The 19,171-nt window shown below is 67.8% G+C and carries 16 protein-coding genes and 1 tRNA gene; 7 read left to right on the forward strand and 10 right to left on the reverse strand.

From position 1 onward, the window contains the following. Positions 1-88 precede the first annotated feature (88 nt). Positions 89-2,302 (forward strand): GumC family protein, encoded by a 2,214-nt coding sequence (locus H0I76_RS01745; protein WP_267913238.1) that lies wholly within the window; start codon positions 89-91, stop codon positions 2,300-2,302. A 64-nt stretch (positions 2,303-2,366) separates the two neighbouring features. Here the strand turns inward: H0I76_RS01745 and H0I76_RS01750 are convergent, their stop codons facing one another. Continuing rightward, on the reverse strand, positions 2,367-2,897 hold the full coding sequence (locus tag H0I76_RS01750) for an LbetaH domain-containing protein (RefSeq protein ID WP_200606191.1): 531 nt from the start codon (positions 2,895-2,897) through the stop codon (positions 2,367-2,369). Positions 2,898-3,081: 184 nt separating this feature from the next. Here H0I76_RS01750 and H0I76_RS01755 point away from each other — a divergent pair, with 184 nt between their 5' ends. Next, positions 3,082-4,362, forward strand: coding sequence for a glycosyltransferase (locus H0I76_RS01755; RefSeq protein WP_200606193.1), 1,281 nt, complete (start codon positions 3,082-3,084; stop codon positions 4,360-4,362). Between the two features lie 93 nt (positions 4,363-4,455). On the opposite strand, the gene H0I76_RS01760 is transcribed toward H0I76_RS01755, so the two are convergent. After that, a tRNA-His gene (locus H0I76_RS01760) sits at positions 4,456-4,532 on the reverse strand. A 141-nt stretch (positions 4,533-4,673) separates the two neighbouring features. Between H0I76_RS01760 and H0I76_RS01765 the strand changes: the two genes are divergently transcribed. The 3 genes from H0I76_RS01765 (at position 4,674) to H0I76_RS01775 (ending at position 7,508) form a co-directional block, all read left to right on the forward strand. Further along, entirely contained in the window at positions 4,674-4,898 is a 225-nt protein-coding gene (locus tag H0I76_RS01765) for a DUF6324 family protein (RefSeq protein ID WP_200606195.1), read from the forward strand. A 36-nt stretch (positions 4,899-4,934) separates the two neighbouring features. Beyond that, the gene (locus H0I76_RS01770) at positions 4,935-5,981 is read left to right on the forward strand and encodes a HAMP domain-containing histidine kinase (protein ID WP_200606197.1); all 1,047 of its coding nucleotides are present in this window, start codon (positions 4,935-4,937) and stop codon (positions 5,979-5,981) included. Between the two features lie 207 nt (positions 5,982-6,188). Continuing rightward, complete coding sequence (locus tag H0I76_RS01775; protein WP_200606201.1) at positions 6,189-7,508, forward strand: serine hydroxymethyltransferase; 1,320 nt, start codon at positions 6,189-6,191, stop codon at positions 7,506-7,508. A 50-nt stretch (positions 7,509-7,558) separates the two neighbouring features. On the opposite strand, the gene H0I76_RS01780 is transcribed toward H0I76_RS01775, so the two are convergent. The 6 genes from H0I76_RS01780 to H0I76_RS01805 form a co-directional block, all read right to left on the reverse strand. Next, complete coding sequence (locus tag H0I76_RS01780) at positions 7,559-7,996, reverse strand: MmcB family DNA repair protein (RefSeq protein WP_200606212.1); 438 nt, start codon at positions 7,994-7,996, stop codon at positions 7,559-7,561. A gap of 65 nt (positions 7,997-8,061) precedes the next feature. Further along, a complete protein-coding gene (locus H0I76_RS01785; protein ID WP_200606214.1) occupies positions 8,062-9,681 on the reverse strand; it encodes an ABC transporter ATP-binding protein in 1,620 nt (539 codons plus the stop codon). Positions 9,682-9,688: 7 nt separating this feature from the next. Next, the gene (locus tag H0I76_RS01790) at positions 9,689-10,834 is read right to left on the reverse strand and encodes an ABC transporter permease (RefSeq protein WP_200606217.1); all 1,146 of its coding nucleotides are present in this window, start codon (positions 10,832-10,834) and stop codon (positions 9,689-9,691) included. Position 10,835: 1 nt separating this feature from the next. Next, positions 10,836-11,942, reverse strand: a complete 1,107-nt coding sequence (locus H0I76_RS01795; RefSeq protein WP_200606220.1) for a microcin C ABC transporter permease YejB — start codon at positions 11,940-11,942, stop codon at positions 10,836-10,838. A 7-nt stretch (positions 11,943-11,949) separates the two neighbouring features. Continuing rightward, the gene (locus H0I76_RS01800) at positions 11,950-13,818 is read right to left on the reverse strand and encodes an extracellular solute-binding protein (RefSeq protein WP_200606222.1); all 1,869 of its coding nucleotides are present in this window, start codon (positions 13,816-13,818) and stop codon (positions 11,950-11,952) included. Between the two features lie 147 nt (positions 13,819-13,965). Further along, positions 13,966-14,958, reverse strand: coding sequence for a c-type cytochrome (locus tag H0I76_RS01805; protein ID WP_200606224.1), 993 nt, complete (start codon positions 14,956-14,958; stop codon positions 13,966-13,968). 173 nt (positions 14,959-15,131) lie between these two features. Here H0I76_RS01805 and H0I76_RS01810 point away from each other — a divergent pair, with 173 nt between their 5' ends. After that, complete coding sequence (locus H0I76_RS01810) at positions 15,132-15,977, forward strand: prephenate dehydratase (RefSeq protein WP_200607780.1); 846 nt, start codon at positions 15,132-15,134, stop codon at positions 15,975-15,977. A gap of 87 nt (positions 15,978-16,064) precedes the next feature. Next, entirely contained in the window at positions 16,065-16,655 is a 591-nt protein-coding gene (locus H0I76_RS01815) for an HdeD family acid-resistance protein (protein WP_200606225.1), read from the forward strand. Between the two features lie 29 nt (positions 16,656-16,684). Here H0I76_RS01815 and H0I76_RS01820 read toward each other — a convergent pair whose 3' ends face one another. Continuing rightward, positions 16,685-17,512 (reverse strand): formate/nitrite transporter family protein, encoded by an 828-nt coding sequence (locus tag H0I76_RS01820; protein ID WP_325166215.1) that lies wholly within the window; start codon positions 17,510-17,512, stop codon positions 16,685-16,687. A 132-nt stretch (positions 17,513-17,644) separates the two neighbouring features. Continuing rightward, on the reverse strand, positions 17,645-19,072 hold the full coding sequence (tldD, locus tag H0I76_RS01825) for a metalloprotease TldD (RefSeq protein WP_200606232.1): 1,428 nt from the start codon (positions 19,070-19,072) through the stop codon (positions 17,645-17,647). Positions 19,073-19,171 lie beyond the last annotated feature (99 nt).

Genomic DNA, 19,171 nt, shown 5'->3' on the forward strand with positions numbered 1-19,171 from the left:
CCTCTCCTGTGGTGGGTAGAGAGTTTCTTTCGGTGGCACGGACCGCCGCTGGCGCTTTGCGTAAGAGCTCATTGGGGGCGATTTGGGGATGAATGAGAGCAAGCCTCTGAGGGGCAGAGTTGCGCGTGTGCCCGATCACGTGACTTCGGGCGATGGATCTTCCGACCTCGATTTTCGCGCAATTGCGATGACGCTTCGCCGCAGGATCTGGACGATCCTGCTGATCACAGCCATGGCGGTTACGTTCGCGGTCTACCGGCTCTCCGTCGCGACGCCGCTCTACACATCGGACGCAGTCGTCGCGCTCGACAGTCGCAAGACCAACGTCGTCGATCTCGATTCAGTCGTCGCGGGCGTCCAGAGCGACTTCTCCAGCGTTCAGCTACAGGCCAAGATCATCGGGTCGCGCACGCTGTTCGAGCGCGTCGTGAAGGCGCTGGACCTCACGAACGACCCCGAATTCAATCCTTCCCTTGCCGCCTCGGATGACGTCGGGATCGTCCGCAAGGTCATTGGTAGCGTCAGATTGGCCATCGCTGCCCTGCTCCCCGCTCCAGCAAGTGATGCGCCCGCGTCGCCATCCCCCGAGGAGGCGGCCCGGCAGACGATGATCACGGCCGTCGACATCCTCGCCGCCAAGGTCAAGGTCGTGACGGATGACTGGGCGCCCGTCTTCACGATCTCGGTGCAAACCCAGAGCGCGGCGAAATCCGCGCTGATCGCGAACACGGTCGCCGAGAAGTACATCCTCGACCAGCTCGAGTCGAAATTCGCCGCGACCGAGCAGGCGACGCTCTGGCTTTCGGACCGTGTCGCCGAACTCAAGGTCCGGCTCGAGACCTCCGAGGCGAGGCTGGCAGATTACACCGCGGGTTCGAGCGTCCTCAGCGAAGAGGCGCTGGAAGCCGAGAACCGGCAGATCAAGGAACTCAGGGACCGCGTCGCCCGCGGCCGCGCCCAGCTCGACGGACTGTCGGGCAATCGCGCCGAAATCGAGGCGCTTCTGGCATCTGGCCAGGCTGTCGAAGCGGCGCGTCTGATCCAGGATCCATCGCAGGCACTCGCCTCGCGGCTGCAGCGAATTGCGAACTTGGCCAGGCCTTATCCCGCCGAGCATGTCGAACCGATTGCCGCGCTGGTCCAGCTCGAACTTGATCGCGCGGCGCAGCGCGCCGACGAGGCGGCGCAGAACCTGCCCTTGCTCGAGCGAACCATCGCTGATCTCGAGGCGCGGCGCGAGGCGAAATCGGCCGACCTGATCCGCCTGCGGGAGCTCGAGCGGGAGACCGAGGCGACCAGGACCCTCTACGAGTATTTCCTTCAGCGGATGAACGAGATCTCGGTCCAGCAGGGGCTGCAGGAGGCCGATGCCCGCGTCCTTTCGTCGGCGGTCGTGCGCTCGGCGCCGACATCCCCGAACAAGATGGCGACGCTGCTCCTCGCCATCGTCGGTGGCGGCGTGTTCGCGGTTCTCTATGCGCTGACGTCCGAGTTCCTGACCACGCGCATCCGGACCCGGGACGATATTGCGCGGATCACGGGCATTCCCGTGATCGCCGAGGTGCCCCTGGCCAGCGCGCGCGGGCGCAAGCGCCTTGTCAATTCGCTGACCCAGCAGCCCGGTTCGCGCTTTGCGGAGGCGATCGGCAATCTGCACGCGACGCTCATGCTCTCGAACGTCGACTCGCCGCCGCAGGTCGTGATGTTCAACTCGGCGGTGCCGGGCGACGGAAAGAGCTCGCTTTCGGTATCCTTCGCCATCATGGCCGCGCGCACCAAGCGCAAGGCCATCCTGATCGAGTGTGACCTTCGCCGGCCCGTGATGAAGGAATTCTTCGGCGACCCCGCGCAGAAGGATGGCGCGACGCACGGGCTGATCTCGTATCTCGGCGGCGAGGCGCAACTCGAGGACGCCATCCATCACGACGCGCAAAGCGGCATCGACGTGATGTTTGCCGAGCGCACGCGCAACTACACGATGGACGTGTTCTCGTCGGAGGCTTTTGCGCGCCTGATCTCGGAACTGCGCAATTACTATGACTTCATCATCCTGGACACGCCGCCGGTCCTGGTCGTTCCGGATGCGCGCGTCATCGCGAGCCATGCGGATGCAACGGTCTTCGCCATCCGCTGGAACGTGTCGACGCGCGAGGTGCTGCGCTCGGCGTTGCAGCTTTATAACCACGCCGACCTCTCGGTGACCGGGATCGTGATGAACCAGATCAACCCCAAGAAGCTCGCGCGCTACGGATACGGCTATTACTCGTACCGCTCGATCGACAAGTATTACGGGGTTCGGTGACAGGCGGCATCAGCCGCGCCAGATGGCTCGGCGCGGCCGGTGCGCGGCGAAGTCGATGCTCGGGTCAAGGTTCGTTGCTGGTCGTGGTCGCGGCCGTCAGGACCGCGACATTCGGGGGCACCACCGTGCCGGGAGGAATCCGCTGGAATGCCGTGACCCAGACTCCGTCACCGATCTCGACCGGCTTGCAGAAGAACGCGAACTTCGGGTCGCTCCAGTCGTGATTTCCCGTGAAGATGTAGACGCCCTGGCTGATGCAGACATTCGAGCCGATGCGGACCGCGGTATGATTGTCGATCCATGCGCACTCGCCGATCCAGCTATGGTCGCCGATCTCGAGGAACCAGGGCGACTTGATGGAGACCCGGGGCTTGATTGTTATGCCGCGACCCACCCTGGCGCCGAAGCCTCGCAGCAGGGCGCACTTGAGGCCACCGGGAACCAGCCCCAGCACCGCCCCCTGGAAGAACATTGCGTTCACGAGGTACCACGCCGCGCGACGCGCGAAGCCGGGCGCGCCGGGGATCTCCGGCCGCTCGAACCGATCGAGTTCCAGGTTTGCGATGGGCCTGAAGCTGAGCCCCTTATCGGACAAGGCGAGCCTCTTCCCCGCGGCGCCGCCCCTCGGCAAGCGGCTTTCATGACTGCAACGGACTTTATCGCCAACCAGCGCGACTGCCCAGAGAAAGGCGCATCCCGCCGGCAATTTGACGCTGGGCCGAGCCACCCGGAGATGACGCCCCGTGTGGCCTGAGCCCTCACATGCATACGACCCGTCCATGAGCGCAGCGCGCGACGATCGCCCCGTCGCGACCCGCCTTGACGCAGACGGCGCGGGGGACTGCGCGGTCAGCCATGTCGTGGCCTCACTCGACCGCGCGACGGCGGGGCCGTCATACTCCGTCACCGCGCTCGCCAATGCACAAGCACGCCTTGGTGCCGACGTGGCTGTGTTGTCGGTGGGTGATCCGGACCCTTCGGGCCATGTCTTTGACGATCTGCGGTATCGCGCGGACTTCTGCGGGTGGCCGGTCCTAGGGCGCATGATGCTCTCGTCGGACCTGTGGCGGGGCCTTGTTTCGCGTCACGCCCACATCATCCACGATCATGGCCTTTGGCTCATGCCGAACATCTATGCGGCCCGTGCGGCCGGGATGTTGGGCGCGAAGTTCGTCCTTGCGCCTCGGGGGATGCTTTCGCCCGTCGCGCTTCGGTTCTCACGTTCTCGGAAAGCAATCTTCAGCCTTCTGTTCCAGCGCAAGGCGCTCGAACGCGTGGACATGTTCCACGCGACCAGCGAGGCAGAAGCGGAGGAAATTCGGGCGCTGGGCTTCACGCAACCGATCGCCGTGGTCCCCAATGGCATCGCGTTACCGGACCCTGTCCTGCTCGACGCTGCGCCCAAGGACGGAAGGACTGTCATCACCCTGGGCCGCATTCATCCGAAGAAAGGCATCGACCGACTGATCCGGGCATGGAGCAAGGTCGCGCCCCTCAGGCCAGATTGGCGCCTGGTGATCGTGGGACCCGACGAAGCGGGCCACGTCGCCGAGCTTCGCTCGCTCATCCACGAGCTTCGGCTGACAACTGTCGAGATACATGACGCGCTCCTTGGCGAGGCCAAGATCAAACGCCTCGCGTCGTCCGAGGTATTCGTCCTTCCGACGCTGGGCGAGAACTTCGCGATGACGGTGGCCGAGAGCCTCGCCAGCGGCACGCCGGTGATTTCGACCAAGGGAGCGCCATGGGCAGGCCTTGTCGAGAACAAGTGCGGCTGGTGGGTCGACCACGGTGTCGAGCCCCTCGCCGAGGCGCTTCTCGCTGCCCTCGATCTCGCGCCGCAGGTGCGCGCCCAGATGGGACGCAACGGTCGTGAATGGATGTCAGCAGCGTTCCGTGAGGAAGCGGTCGCCGGTCAGATGCTTGCAGCCTATCGCTGGTTGATCAGCGGGGGCGAGCGGCCAGCCTGGGTCTGGCCAGCCATCGAGGGAAATTCCGGGCCCTCATCCCGGAAGAACCTCGGCGGCGCGCGCGATGGAGTGGGCGGCCAGGCGCGTTGATGCCGGCCGTCGGGCTCGGCACTTCCAATGTGCTCGGGGACGGGTTGTTCGCCCGCCGGCGCGGGAAATATCAACTGATCCAAAGGGAAGGAATGGTACCGACGCAGGGACTTGAACCCCGGACCCCCGGATCCACAATCCGGTGCTCTAACCAACTGAGCTACGTCGGCACGTGGGGGCTCGTTTACAGCCCGGTGTCGGAATTTTCAAGAACCTCTGAGCGATTCAGCGATCGGGGCTGTATCCATTAACGGAATGGCGTAGCATCTCGCAGAACCGTAACAATTACAAAGCGGCGGGGGCGTTCAAGCATGGGCATAAACAAGCAAAGCGACGTTGCGGCGACGCTCGCGATCGGGCCGACTTCGCTCGGGATGGTCAGGATCTACATCGAGGGCGAAGGCTTCGAGATTCCGATGGATTTCGACCCGGACGAGGCCCTCGAGATTGCCGAGGAACTGCGCGCGGCGGCCGAGAAGGCGCGTGGCAGCGCGCCTCGTGGTGGCAGTTCATCGCCGAAAGAGCGCGCGCGCTGAGCGCGGCGCTATGGGCGGCTCAGCCGGTCGGTGATCATGCACAGTGCGAGAGAGAGCGAGGACGCGACGGGTCCGGATGCCGATCTGCCCATCGCGCTCGCCGCCGTTACCGTCGCGGGGCAGTGCCGCGAGCGCAGCCCGGTCGATCTCGCACTGTTCGGCGAGGCGGCCGAGAGGTTCGTCGAGCGGTTTGCCGATCCGCTGGCAGGCGAGGCCCTGCTGGCGCGGGCCGTGGCTGAGGGCGCGGCGGAGGCGCGCGCGGCGCTCATCACGGCCGCGGGCGTGCGACCGTTCCGCGTGAGCCTGTGGCGCCAGCGAGGCGGCGACAAGCTGCGCCTGGTCGCTGCCTTCGCCGCCGGATCGTCGGAGGCCCCGGCATCGCATGGCGGCTTCCATCCGGATGTCGCGCGCATCGCCCACGAGATGCACGCGCCGCTGGGAGCGCTGATCGCCACGGCCGAGGCGCTGAGGGGGGAGGGACCGGCGCCCGAGCCCGCCTCGGTCGAGCGGCATGCATCGGATGTCGCGGTGGCGTCGTGGCGGGTGCTTCGGCTTGCGGGTGAGCTGTCGCAGATCGACCGCGCCGGGCAGGGCGCCGCGCGCCAGACGCTGGTCGAGGTCGACCTTTGTCGCCTGGCGCGACGCGCCCGCCGGATGGCGCTGGCCGATGCCGATGCCGCGTCGGTGACGCTCGAGCCGATCGCAGCGCCGACCTGCGGTGTGATGGCGGGAGTTCTGACCGACGAGACCGTGCTGTGGGGCGTGATCGATGACCTGTTGCGGCGTGCGATCCGTGGGGCCGGGGCGGGAGGAAGGGTGAGCCCGGTGATCGAGGTCGAGGCCGATGGCGGCATCGCGCTGACGATCGTCGCGAAGCCATCGACGAGCGTGGGGGAGGCGGCGACGCTGCGCTCGCTTGCACGGAACCCGGCGCGGCTGCCGCCACGGCCGGACCCTCAGCTCCGCGCGCTTGCGGCAATGGCCGGGGGGACGCTGGATCTGCCGACGGGCAGCGCCACGGGGGCGCAGATGCGCCTGGGCTTCGCCGCCGCGAGGTGTCTGCCACTGGCGGAGACGGCATGACTTTCACGCGTGAAAAACAGGTCAACCCACTGAAATAAAGTGAGAATCGGATTCATTGTGTGGAACTTCCTGTCGCACGACGCCGCCACGAGAGCGGATCGCACGACGTCGTCGCGCCGAAGCAAGATCCGGGTCGACGGGATCGGACCACAGCGCCGGGGCACGCGCGGGCAGGGCTGACGCGCAGCCGGATCAGGGGAGACGACGATGACGCGACTGGCACAGCGAGACTGGGTTCCGACGGACGTCAAGGGACTGGTGCAGGAGATCGCGGCCGCGGCCGGGCATCTCGCGGCCGGTGACGTTGCGGCCGAGATCGAGCGCCTCGCCGGCTGGAACCGGCAAATCCACGAACGCGACTGCGTCAACCTGAACCCCGCGACCAACATGATGAACCCGCGGGCCGAGGCGCTGATGGCCTCGGGCCTAGGGCCGCGCCCATCGCTGGGATACCCCGGCGCGAAATACGAGATGGGCCTCGAAGCCATCGAGCGCATCGAGGTAATCGCAGCCGAGTTGGCGGCCGAGGTCTTTCGTGCGCCTTTTGCCGAGGTCAGGGTAGCGTCGGGCGCGCTGTCGAACCTCTATGCCTTCATGGCCTGCGCCGAGCCGGGCGACGCGGTCATCGTTCCGCCGGCCGAGATCGGTGGCCACGTCACCCATCACGAGGCGGGTGCGGCAGGCCTTTACGGCCTCGAGATCCATCGGGCCCCGGTGAACGCGGATGGCTACACGGTGGATGTCGAGGGGCTGCGCGCGTTGGCGCACAAGGTCAGACCGCGCCTGATCACCATTGGCGGAAGCCTTAACATTGCCCCGCATCCGGTTGGCATGGTGAGGGAAATCGCCGACGAGGTTGATGCGCGCCTAATGTTCGACGCGGCGCATCTTTGCGGGATGATCGCGGGAGGCGCATGGCCCGATCCGATTGACGAGGGCGCGCACCTGATGACGATGTCGACCTACAAGTCGCTGGGTGGCCCCGCGGGTGGGCTGATCGTCACCACCGAGGCGGAGCTTGCGGAGCGGCTCGACGCAATCGCCTTTCCGGGGCTGACGGCGAATTTTGACGCGGGCCGTGTGGCGGCCCTGGCCGTGACGCTGGCCGACTGGAAGGCGCAGGGTGCGGCCTATGCCGCGGCCATGCGTGAGACGGCAGCGGCGCTGGCGGCGGAGCTGGCCGCCGAGGGGGTCGCGCTGTTCGCACCCGGAGGCGTCGCCACGCGCTCGCACCAGTTCGCGCTGAAGGCGGCGCCGCTGGGCGGGGGCCAGGCCGCCGCGCGGCACCTGCGGCGGGCAAACATCCTGACCTGCGGCATAGGCCTGCCGGTTGCGCCGGTCGAGGGCGATCTGAACGGCCTGCGCCTCGGCGTGCCCGAGATCGTGCGGGCAGGGATGGGGCCTGGCGACATGCCCGAACTTGCACGCCTGATCGTCCGGGGGTTGGGAGACGACCCGGAGGCGGTGGCCGCCGATGTCAGCGGCTTCCGGCAGCGCTTTTCCGGGGTGCATTTCGTCGCAGCTTGAGGTGGTTGCGCTGAGTTCTTCACATGCGTTTCGGTGGCGAGCAAGTGGCTTCAGCGGTCCGTGAGGCGCGTAAGGCGCTCGGCAGCCATGCGGGCGAAGCGCAGGGTCACGGCCTTGCGCCGGGCCGACGCGACGGGGTCGTGCGGCGCCATGCGGATCACCTCGGCGCCCCATTGATCGGCGAGGATGAGGCCGTGCTCGGGCGGCAGGATCTCGGCAGGAAAATTCTCGGGGACTGCGAAGAAAAATCGGTCGCACCAAGGCAGATAATCGCTCCACTTCATGTCGGACATGAAGTCGGTGCGCGACGACTTGACCTCGATGCACCAGATCTCGCCCTTGGGTCCAAGCGCGCACAGGTCCATGCGCCGGCCATCGGTCGTCGGAAACTCGACAATCGCCGCAAGCCCGCGCTGGACCAGCATCCTGTTCACGCCGCGTGCGAGCGTGACGCCGGGTGCTTCGGGCGTGGTGGGGATTGCGCGCATCGCTCCTGCCTCTGATCAGCGGCAAGGATGGCCGGAACAGAGGGGGAACGTCAAGGCCCGGGCGTTCAGTCGGCGACGACGCCTTCGACCGCTTCGAGGTTGAAGGCCGCGGCCATCAGCGCGCGAGCGTATTCCGTGCGCGGATTGTCGAACACCTCGTCGGCGGTGCCGCTCTCGACCACCTCGCCCTGGCGCATGACGATCATGCGATGCGCCATGGCGCGCACGACCCTTAGGTCGTGGCTGATGAAGAGATAGCCCAGCCGATAGCGCCGCTGAAGGTCGCGCAGGAGGTCGACGATCTGGGTCTGCACGGTCATGTCGAGCGCCGAGGTCGGCTCGTCCAGCACGACGAATTCGGGCTTGAGGATCATCGCCCGGGCAATGGCGATGCGCTGGCGCTGGCCGCCCGAGAACTCGTGCGGATAGCGGTCCATCGTCGCGGGGTCGAGGCCGACCTCGGCCATCTGGCGCGCGACCGCCTCGCGCGGGGTGACGCCGGGCTCGCGCACGCCGTGGACGCCAAGGCCCTCGGCGATGATCTCGGCCACCGACATCCGCGGGCTGAGCGAGCCGTAAGGGTCCTGGAAGACGATCTGCATGTCGCGCCTGAGCGCGCGCAGGCCCGAGCCGCGCAGCCCCTGGATGTCGCGCCCGAGGAAGCTGATGCGTCCCTGCGCCGCGATGAGCCGCATGAGCCCCAGCGCCAGCGTCGTCTTGCCCGAGCCCGATTCCCCGACAACGCCAAGGGTCTCGCCGCGGTTGAGAGTGAGGTCGATGTCGGTCACGGCCTTGATGTGCCCGACCGTACGCTTGAAGAAGCCGCGCTTGATCGGGAACCAGACGCGGACCTTCTCGCCCGCCAGAAGCGGCTCGGCGCCATCGGGGCAGGGGCCGGGCCGGCCCTTGGGCTCGGCCGCGAGCAGCTTGCGGGTATAGGGGTGTTGCGGGTTGTCGAAGACCTCGGCGACCGGGCCGGTCTCGACGATCTTGCCCGCCTGCATCACCGCCACCCGGTCGGCCACGCGGCGCACGATGCCGAGGTCGTGGGTGATGAAGAGCATGGCAAGGCCCTCGGCGTCGCGCAGCTCGGCCAAGAGCGCGAGGATCTGGGCCTGGATCGTGACGTCGAGCGCGGTGGTGGGCTCGTCCGCGATCAGGAGCTCGGGCTTGTTCGCAAGGGCCATCGCGATCATGACGCGCTGGCGCTGGCCGCCGGAGAGCTGGTGCGGAAAGGCGCCGAGGCGGGACTCGGGCTCGCGGATGCCGACCTTGGTGAGCAGCTCGATGATACGCGCGCGTGCGGTGTCGCCGGTGACGCCCTGGTGCAGCGCGAGGCTCTCGCCGATCTGCTTCTCGATCGTGTGCAGCGGGTTGAGCGAGGTCATCGGCTCCTGGAAGATGAAGCTGATGTCGTTGCCGCGGATCTGCTGGAGGCTGCGGGCGTCGGCGCCGATCATCTCGTGCCCGCGCCAGGTCACCGAGCCCTCGACCTCGGCCGTGTCGGGCAGGAGCTTGACGGTCGAGAGGGCGGTGAGTGACTTGCCGGAGCCGGATTCGCCGACCAGCGCCAGCGTCTCGCCGCGGGCGATCGCGAGCGAGACGCCGTCGACGGCGCGGACGGTTCGGCCCTCGGTTCGGAAGGTGATCGACAGGTCGCGGACCTGAAGCAGAGGCTCGGTCATCGCGCTCTCACCGGAAGGTCTTGCGGGGGTCGAAGGCATCACGGATGCCCTCGAAGACGAAGACCATCAGCGACAGCATGATCGCGAAGGTCAGGAAGGCGGTGATCGCCAGGTGCGGATCCTGCAGGTACTTCTTGCCCTGGAGCGCCAGCTCGCCCAGCGAGGGATAGCCCTGGCCGAGGCCGAAGCCGAGGAAGTCGAGACCCGCCAGCAGCCCGATCGACGCGGTCAGCATGAAGGGCAGCAGCGTCACGGTCGCCACCATCGCGTTGGGCAGCAGGTGGCGCACCATGATGCGCCAGTCACCCACGCCCAGCGCGCGCGCCGCCCGCACGTATTCGAAGTTGCGCGCGCGCAGGAACTCGGCCCGGACCACGCCGATGATCTGGGTCCAGCCGAAGGCCACGAAGATGAAGAACATCACCCACATGTTCGGCGCCAGCACCGACGAGATGATCAGGATCACGTAGAGCGTGTTCATCGAGGACCAGACCTCTTCGATCCGCTGGAAGGTCAGGTCCACCCAGCCGCCGAAGAAGCCCTGCGCCGCGCCCGCCAGCACGCCGATCATGGCCGAGAGCGCGGTCACGCCGAAGCCGAACAGCACCGAGAGGCGAAAGCCGTAGATGACCCGGGCCAGCACGTCGCGCGCCTGGTCGTCGGTGCCGAGCCAGTGGCGGGCGTCGGGCGGCGAGGGGGCGGTTGCGACTTCGTAGTCGACGGTCGCGTAGCTGAACGGGATGAGCGGCCGCAGCACCCAGCCGGCGCTTTCTCCCTCGACCGTCTGGGCAGGGCCGAGCCCGTCGGACTCGTCGAGGCAGCCGTCGATGTTGCCGCCGGTGCGGATCAGGCACCGCACCACCGGGTCGGAGTAGTCGGCCGCCGTCTCGAAGTCGCCGCCGAAGAAGGTCTCGGGGTAGGTGTTCAGAAGCGGCGAGATGATCTCGCCCCGGAAGCTGACGAGCACCGGGCGGTCGTTCGCGATCAGCTCGGCGCAGAGGCTGAGCAGGAACAGAAGGCCAAAGAGCCTGAGGCTCCAGAGCGCGCGGCGGTTGGCGCGGAAGTTCCTGAGCCGGCGCCGGTTGAGGGGCGAGAACTCGAACAGGCCGCGCTTCGGGGCAGGGGCGGTGACGGCGGGGGCAGGGGCTTCCATCTCAGCCCTCCCGCCGTTCGAAGTCGATGCGCGGATCGATCCAGACATAGGTGAGGTCCGAGATCAGCTTCACCACCAGGCCCATCAGGCCGAAGAGGTAGAGCGTCCCCAGCACCACCGGGTAGTCGCGGTTGACCACCGACTCGAAGCCCAGGAGCCCCAGCCCGTCGAGCGAGAACACGGTCTCGACGAAGAGCGCGCCGGTAAAGAAGATAGACACGAACGCCCCGGGGAAGCCCGCGATAACGATCAGCATGGCGTTGCGGAACACATGGCCGTAGAGCACGCGCCGCTCGCTCAGGCCCTTGGCGCGCGCGGTCATGACGTATTGCTTGCGGATCTCGTCGAGGAACGAGTTCTTGGTCAGCAGCGTCAGCGTCGCGAAGCCCGAGATCATCATCGCGCTGACCGGCAGCACGATGTGCCACAGGTAGTCGACCAGCTTGCCCCAGAGGCTGAGGCTCTCCCAATTGTCGGATGTCAGGCCCCTGAGGGGGAACCACTGCACGTAGGAGCCGCCTGCGAAGAAGACCAGAAGGATGACCGCGAACAGGAAGCCCGGAATCGCGTAGGCCGCGATGATCACGCCCGAGGTCACGGCGTCGAAGCGCGAGCCGTCGCGCACGGCCTTGCCGATGCCGAGCGGGATCGAGACGAGGTAGGAGATCAGCGTCGTCCAGAGCCCCAGAGAGACCGAGACCGGCATCTTCTCGAGGATCAGGTCGATCACCGAGACCGAGCGGTAGAAGCTCTCGCCGAAATCGAAGCGCAGGTAGTTCCAGACCATGATGCCGAAGCGCTCGAGCGGCGGCTTGTCGAGCCCGAACTGGCGCTCGAGGTCCTTGATGAAGTCGGGGTCGAGGCCCTGGGCACCGCGGTAGCTGCTCTCGCCCGAGCCCGCGCTCGCCGATGCGCCGCCGCCGGTGCCCTCGCCGCCGCCGCTGAAGCGCTCGGTGGCGCCGCCGCCATGGGCGCCCTCGTCGATCTGGGCCAGGATCTGCTCGACCGGTCCACCGGGGGTGAACTGGATGATCAGGAAATTCAGCGCCATGATCCCCAGAAGGGTGGGGAGGATCAGTAGCAGGCGTCGGAGGATGTAGGCGCCCATTCGGGGTTCAGCCCCCGATCCGGTCTTTGAGGTAGGCGAACTTGTCGGGATCGACCCACCAGAGGTCGAAGTTGCCCAGCGAGTATGCGGGCTTCACCTCGGGGCGGTCGTAGATGTCCCAGTAGGCGATGTGGTGCGAGGCCTTGGACCACTGCGGCACCCAGATGTGCATCGCACGCAGAACGCGGTCGAGGGCGCGCACCGCGTTGGTCAGCGTCTCGCGGTCGTTCGAGCGCTCGATGGTCTCGATCAGCGCGTCGACCGCGGGATTGTCGACGCCCGCCGTGTTGTCGGAGCCCGGCGAGTTGGCGCTGGAGGAGTGGAAGTAGTCGCGCAGCTCGACCCCCGGCGTCAGCGACATCACCTTGCGGTCGGTCGTGATGTCGAAATCGAAATCCTCCATGCGCTTGCGGTACTGCGCGGGGTCGATGACCCGGTTGGTCGCGACGATGCCGATGCGCTCGAGGTTGCGGATGAACGGCACGGTGATGCGCTCGAAGGCCGAGGAGGCATCGAGGAACTCGATCTCCAGAACCTCGCCCTGCGCGTTGCGCCGCTTGCCGTCCACGATCTTCCAGCCGGCCTCGTCGAGCAGGCGCGCGGCCTCGCGCAGCTCGCGGCGGTTGCGGCCCGATCCGTCAGTGACCGGCGGCACGTAGGCGGTGCCGAAGACGTCCTCGGGCAGGTCGGGCGGAAGCTTTGAGGCGAGGCCTTCGAGCAGCGTCGTCTCGCCGGGCGTCGGTGAGCCCGAGGCCTCCATCGGCCCGCCCTCGAAGAAGCTGTCGGTGCGGGTGTAGAGGTCGAAGAAGAGCGTCTTGTTCGACCATTCGAAGTCGAAGCAGATGGCGATTGCCTTGCGCACGCGCGGATCCAAGAACTTGGAGCGCCGGGTGTTGAACCAGTAGCCCTGCGTGCCGGAAGGGCGATTGTCGGGCAGGGTCGCGCGCACGACGTCGCCGCGCTTGAGCGCCGGGAAGTCGTAGCCGGTCGCCCACTGCTTGGACCAGAACTCCTCGTTGAAGAGGAACTTGCCGGCCTTGAATGCCTCGAAGCTGGCCGAGCGGTCGCGGTAATACTCGAAGCTGATCCGCTGGTAGTTCCATCGGCCGCGGTTCACGGGCAGGTCCCAACCCCAGTAGTCGTCGCGCAGGACGAAGGAGATCACGCGGCCCGGATCGGCGGTCTCGATGCGGTAGGGGCCCGAGCCGAGAATCGGCGTGAGCGAGGATGCGGCGAAGTCGCGGCCCTCCCACCACTTCGCGGACAGGACCGGAAGCCCGGCCACCGCCATCGGCATGTCGCGCAGCGCCGCACTCCGGTCGAAGTCGAAGCGCACGCGGTGCGGCCCCTCGACCGTCACCCCGGTGACGGCGGCATACTGGAGGCGGAACGAGGGGTGCCCCTTCTCGCGCCGGATGTTGAACGAGAAGGCGACATCCTCGGCCGTGATCGGCGAGCCATCGGCAAAGCGGGCCTCGGGTCGCAGTTCGAAGGCGCACCAGGTCCGGTCCTCGGGGTATTCGATCGACGACGCGACGAGGCCATACATCGAATCCGGCTCGTCGGCGGATCCGTCCATCAGCGAGTCGAAGGTCAGCCCGATCAGGGTGGCAGGGTTCCCCTTGAGGATGAACGGATTGAGACTGTCGAAGGTGCCCGGCCCGCCGCCGGTCGAGAAGGTGCCGCCACGGGGCGCGTCGGGGTTCACGTAGTCGAAATGCGCGAAGTCCGCAGGGTATTTCAGGTCGCCGAACGCCGAGACGCCATGGGCGCGGATGATGCCCTCCGAGGCCCGCGCACCAAACCCCGCGGGCAGGAGGCTCGCGGCCGTCAGGCCAAGTCCCAGCTGTCCGATCTGCCGGCGTGTCCAGCGCATGTCGACCCCTTCCATGGCACCCGCCTTAACGACTAGGGGCTGGCGCTGGGGGTTTCAAGCGAAGGCGCTCGTTCCGGGGGATTAAAAATAAGCAACCGCGCCGCAATGTTCGTTGCGGCGCGGTTCAGGTTTGGCTCGCGAGGTGCGTTACTCGAGCGGCTCGGGGCTTCCGTCGGCCTCGTTGAGATAGACGATCAGGTTGGCGCGGTCCTCGGCGTCGCGGACACCGGCGAAGGACATCTTGTTGCCCGGCGCCCAGCCCTTGGGATCGGCCAGGAAGGCGTCGAGGTTCGCCGCCGTCCACTCGCCGCCCTTGGCCTTGAGCGCATCGGAATAGGCGTAGCCCTCGGCGCTGGCCACGGGCCGGCCGATAATGCCCCACAGGTAGGGGCCAACACGGTTCTTGCCTTCCTCGAGGGTGTGGCAGGCCTTGCACTTGTTGAAGACCTTGGCGCCGGCCTCGGCCGAGGCAGCGGCGTAGACGCCGCCTGCGCTGGCGGCCGGCGCCTCGGCAGCGGTCTCCGCGGGCGCGGCGGCCGTCTCGGTCGAGGCCTCTTCGGCGGGCGCTGCTTCAGCGGGCGCTTCGGCGGCAGGCTCGGCCGGGGCTTCGGCCGGAGCGGCAGCCAGTTCCATCGGCGAGCCGTCGGCCTCGTTGAGCCACGCGATCAGGTTCACGCGGTCCTCGGCCTTCTTCATGCCGCCATAGGCCATTTTGGTGCCCGGCGCGTAGCCCTTGGGGTTCTCGAGGAACGCGTTGAGATGCTCGAGATCCCAAACGCCGTCCTTGCCCGCCAGCGCATCCGAGTAGCCGAAGCCCTCGGCGGCCGCGACCTCGCGGCCGACCACGCCCCACAGCGACGGGCCGACGCCGTGCACGCCGTCCTCGACCTTGTGGCAGGCGGCGCACTGCTTGAAGAGCTTCTCGCCCGCGGCCGCGTCGGCCTCGACGACCAGCATCGCGAGGTCGATCGCATCGGCTTCGGCCTCGGCGGCCTCGGCGCTTTCGACCTCGACCGCGTAGGCCAGAGTGTCTTCATGCCCGCCGTGGAAAATCTGCTCGGAGAAGAAGCCCAGCAGCAAGAAGAGCAGGAGCGCGCCGATGACGGCGCCAGCGATCTTGTTGAACTCGCCCGAATCCATGGATCTCACATCCTCCATCGCCCGCAGCGGGGCACAGCCGTTTGGGGGGCTGAATAGCGCCTTCCCCAAGGCCTTGCCAAGCCGTATAAGCCGCGACGAAACGCCTAAGGGCAGGTTTTTTCGGGTGACGGGCGCGCTCGGCGCGGCGCGGGAGGGGTGTGATGAACAGCGACATGACCGGCAAGATCGCCTTCCAGGGCGAAATCGGCGCGTTTTCGCACCAGGCTTGCCGCGAGGTCTATCCCGCGATGGAGCCGATGCCCTGCGCCACGTTCGAGGACGCGATCGCTGCCGTGCGTGGCGGCGCGGCGCGGCTGGCGATGCTGCCGGTCGAGAATTCGCTCTACGGCCGGGTCGCGGATATCCACCACCTGCTGCCCGACTCGGGCCTCTACATCATCGGCGAGCATTTCGTGCCGATCCGGCTGCAGCTGCTGGCCAAGGCCGGCACGCGGCTCGAGGACATCCGCGAGGCGCAGAGCCACACCGTCGCGCTGGGCCAGTGCCGCGAGTTCCTGAAGAAGCACGGCATCAAGCCCGTGACCGGGGGCGACACCGCGGGCAGCGCCAAGCAGGTGGCCGAGGGCGATTTCGCGGGGAGGGGCGCGATCGCCTCGCGCCTTGCGGGCGAGGTCTACGGGCTCGAGGCCCTGGCCGAGGACATCGAGGACGCCGCGCACAACACGACGCGGTTCTACGTGATGTCGCGCCAGAAGCTGGAGGCCGATCCGCTGGGCGGGGACGCGATCACCTCGTTCGTCTTCGAGGTGCGCAACGTGCCCGCCGCGCTCTACAAGGCGATGGGGGGATTCGCGACCAACGGCGTGAACATGATCAAGCTCGAGAGCTACATGGTCGGGGGCTCGTTCACCGCCACGCAGTTCTACGCCGACATCGAGGGCCATCCCGAGCACACGCCGGTGCGGCTGGCGATGGAGGAGCTCGATTTCTTCACCAAGCGCGTGAAGATCCTGGGCGTCTACCCCGCATCACCGTTCCGCCGCACGCAGGGCGGCTGAAACACGGCAAATCCACGCTGCGGGGTAGACACTGACGCGAAAGACCGGAAGTCTCGGTCCGGTGCATGCTTCAGGAGGACCCCGTCGATGGACAACATGCTGAAGATCGAGGAGATGCCCGAGGCGCTGCGGCGCAACTCGGTATGGCTTCTGGTGCTGGGAGGCGTCCTGGTGGTGGGTGGCACCTGCGCGGTGCTCTCGCCCTTCGTCGCGAGCGTTTTCGTGCTGTCGATCATCGGGGTCGTGTTCCTGTTCGCGGGCGTCGCGCAGATCGTGCAGGCCTTCGGGGCGCAGGGCTGGAAGGGCGGCACGCTCCACGTGCTCGCGGGCGTGCTCTACACGGTGGGCGGGCTCCTGGTGCTGTTCAAGCCGCTGGCGGGGCTGATGGCGGTCACGCTGGTCGTCGTCGCGACGTTCCTCGCGGGCGGCGTGGTTCGGCTGGTCGCCGGATGGCAGCTGCGGCCCGAGGACGGCTGGGGCTGGATCGTCCTGAGCGGGTTGGCCTCGACACTGGCGGGCGTCGTGATCTGGGCGAACTTCCCAGCCTCGGCGGTCGTGGTGCTGGGCCTGATCGCCGGCTTCTCGTTCATCATGGAAGGCTGGGGCATGATCGTCCTGGGACTCGCGGCCCGGCGCCTGGGCGGCATGGCGGGCGGCAAGGGCGAGCCCCAGAGCTGACGCGCCGAACGGCGGGTGCCGGGCAGGGCTCAGCCCCGCTCGGCATGGCGCAGATAGACCACCCAGTAGACACCGGCGACGAAGATGCCGCCGCCGATCATGTTGCCCAGCGTCACCCAGAAGATGTTGCCGATGAAGCCCGCGAGGCTGACCGCCGCGCCGTGCAGCCAGCCGGCGGGGATGAGGTACATGTTGGCGATCGAGTGCTCGAAGCCCATTGCGACAAAGGCTGCGACGGGGAAGATCACGGCCAGGATGCGGTCGGCGACGGTGTGCGACGCCATCGCGAGCCAGACCGCAAGGCACACGAGCGCATTGCACAGGATGCCGCGGGTCAGCGCGGCGAGCGGGCCGAGCGCGGTCTTGGCTTCGGCGATGCGGATCGCGGTGTCCGCGACGGCGCCGTCCCCGGCGGCGTAGACGCCCGAGATCCAGACCGCGATCGCCATGGCGAGGGCGCCCGCGAAGTTCGCGGCCCAGACGATCGCCCAGGCGCGAAGGAGCTGCCGGGTCGTCACCTTGCCGTCAGCCCAGGCCATCACGATCAGGTTGTTGCCGGTAAAAAGCTCGGCCCCCGCCACGACGACGAGGACGAGGCCGAGCGAAAAGGCGATCCCCGCGAGCCAGCGGGTGAGCCCGAAGCCCGCCACCGGATCGGTCAGCACCAGCGTGGCGAGCATGCCCCCGAAGGCGATGAAGGCGCCCGCCAGCAGCCCGAGCATGACCATCGGGACGAGGCCGAGCGTCGCCTTGCGCACGCCGACCTCCTCGACCAGCCGGGCAATCATCTGCGGCGGGTGCGCGTCGGTCGGCGCTACGGGATGGGCAGGCGCAGGCCTGGTATGGTCGTCGGGCACGGGGCGGGCTCCTGTATTGCCGGTGAGATGCTCACGCTCTCGCCCCGCAGTATAGCCAGCCTTCCCGACGCCCCTGCATGACATGGATCATGGTCGTCGGCGTGACGCGGGCCGCGCGGGGCGGCGCGTTGATCAGCCGCCGGCGCCGCCCACGGTCAGCCCCTCGATCAGCAAGGTCGGCTGGCCCACGCCGACCGGCACGCCCTGGCCGTTCTTGCCGCAGGTGCCGATCCCGGGGTCCATCGCCATGTCGTTGCCGATGGCGCGCACCTTGTGGAGCGCGGTCGGACCGTCGCCGATCAGGGTCGCGCCCTTCACCGGGTGCAGGACCTTGCCGTTCTTCACGCGATAGGCCTCGGTGCAGGAGAACACGAACTTGCCGTTGGTGATGTCGACCTGCCCGCCGCCGAAATTGACGGCGTAGATGCCGTCCTTGACGCTGGCCACGATCTCGACGGGCGTGGCGTCGCCGCCGAGCATGACGGTGTTGGTCATCCGCGGCATGGGGATGTGGGCATAGGACTGACGGCGCCCGTTTCCGGTGGGGGCGACCCCCATCAGGCGGGCGTTCTGCCGGTCCTGCATGTAGCCGGTGAGGATGCCGTCCTCGATCAGCGCCGTGCGCCCCGAGGGCGTGCCCTCGTCGTCGATGGTGATCGAGCCGCGCCGGTCGGGGATGGTGCCGTCGTCGACCACCGTCACGCCGGGCGCGGCCACGCGCTTGCCCATGAGCGACGAGAAGGCCGAGGTGCCCTTGCGGTTGAAGTCACCCTCGAGCCCGTGACCCACGGCCTCGTGCAGCAGGATGCCGGGCCAGCCAGGGCCAAGCGCGACCTCCATGACGCCGGCGGGCGCATCGCGGGCCTCGAGGTTGATCAGCGCCTGGCGCAGCGCCTCGCTCGCCATGCTCTGCCAGTTCGCGGTGGACAGGAGCGCGTCGAGTCCGTGGCGGCCGCCGGCGCCCGCGCTGCCGGATTCGCGGCGGCCGTCGCCCTCGACGATCACCGAGATGTTGAGCCGGGCCAGCGGGCGGTGGTCGCGGGCGCGCCAGCCATCGGGGCGTAGGATCTCGATCTCCTGCACGCTGGCCGAGAGGGCGGCCGTGACCTGCACCACGCGCGGATCGCGTGCCCTGAGCCAGTCGTCGATCTCGGCGAGCAGCCCGATCTTCTCGGCGAGCGGGCGTTCGCCCACCGGGTCGGCGGCGGGGTAAAGAACGCGGTTGGTGCGCGAGGGCGAGTCTGCAAGCGTGCCGCCGCCCTCGCGGGCGGCGAGCCGGGCGGTCTGGGCGGCGCGGCGCAGCGCGGCTTCGCTCAGCTCGGTGGAATGGGCGTAGCCCGCTGTCGGGCCGGCCACGGCCCTCAGCCCGAAGCCTTCGCCCGAATCGTAGGACGCGGTGCGCAGCCGCCCGTCGTCGAAGACCAGCATCTCCGAGCGCGAGCGCTCGAGAAAAAGCTCGCCGTCATCGGCCCCCGCGACGGCCTCGCGCAGGACCGCGAGGGCGCGGGCCTCGTCGAGATGCGTCTCGAAGGGCCGGAAGGGGGATTCGGGGGCAGACATGGGCGCTCCAGCGTTTGGTTGTGACGACAGCAAGCCTTGATCGAAATCAAAAAGCGGCGTCTTGCCGCGCAGCATCCGCTTGCCCTCTTACGGTCAATA

The organism is Thermohalobaculum xanthum (genome assembly GCF_016623495.1).
Lineage (GTDB): Bacteria > Pseudomonadota > Alphaproteobacteria > Rhodobacterales > Rhodobacteraceae > Thermohalobaculum > Thermohalobaculum xanthum.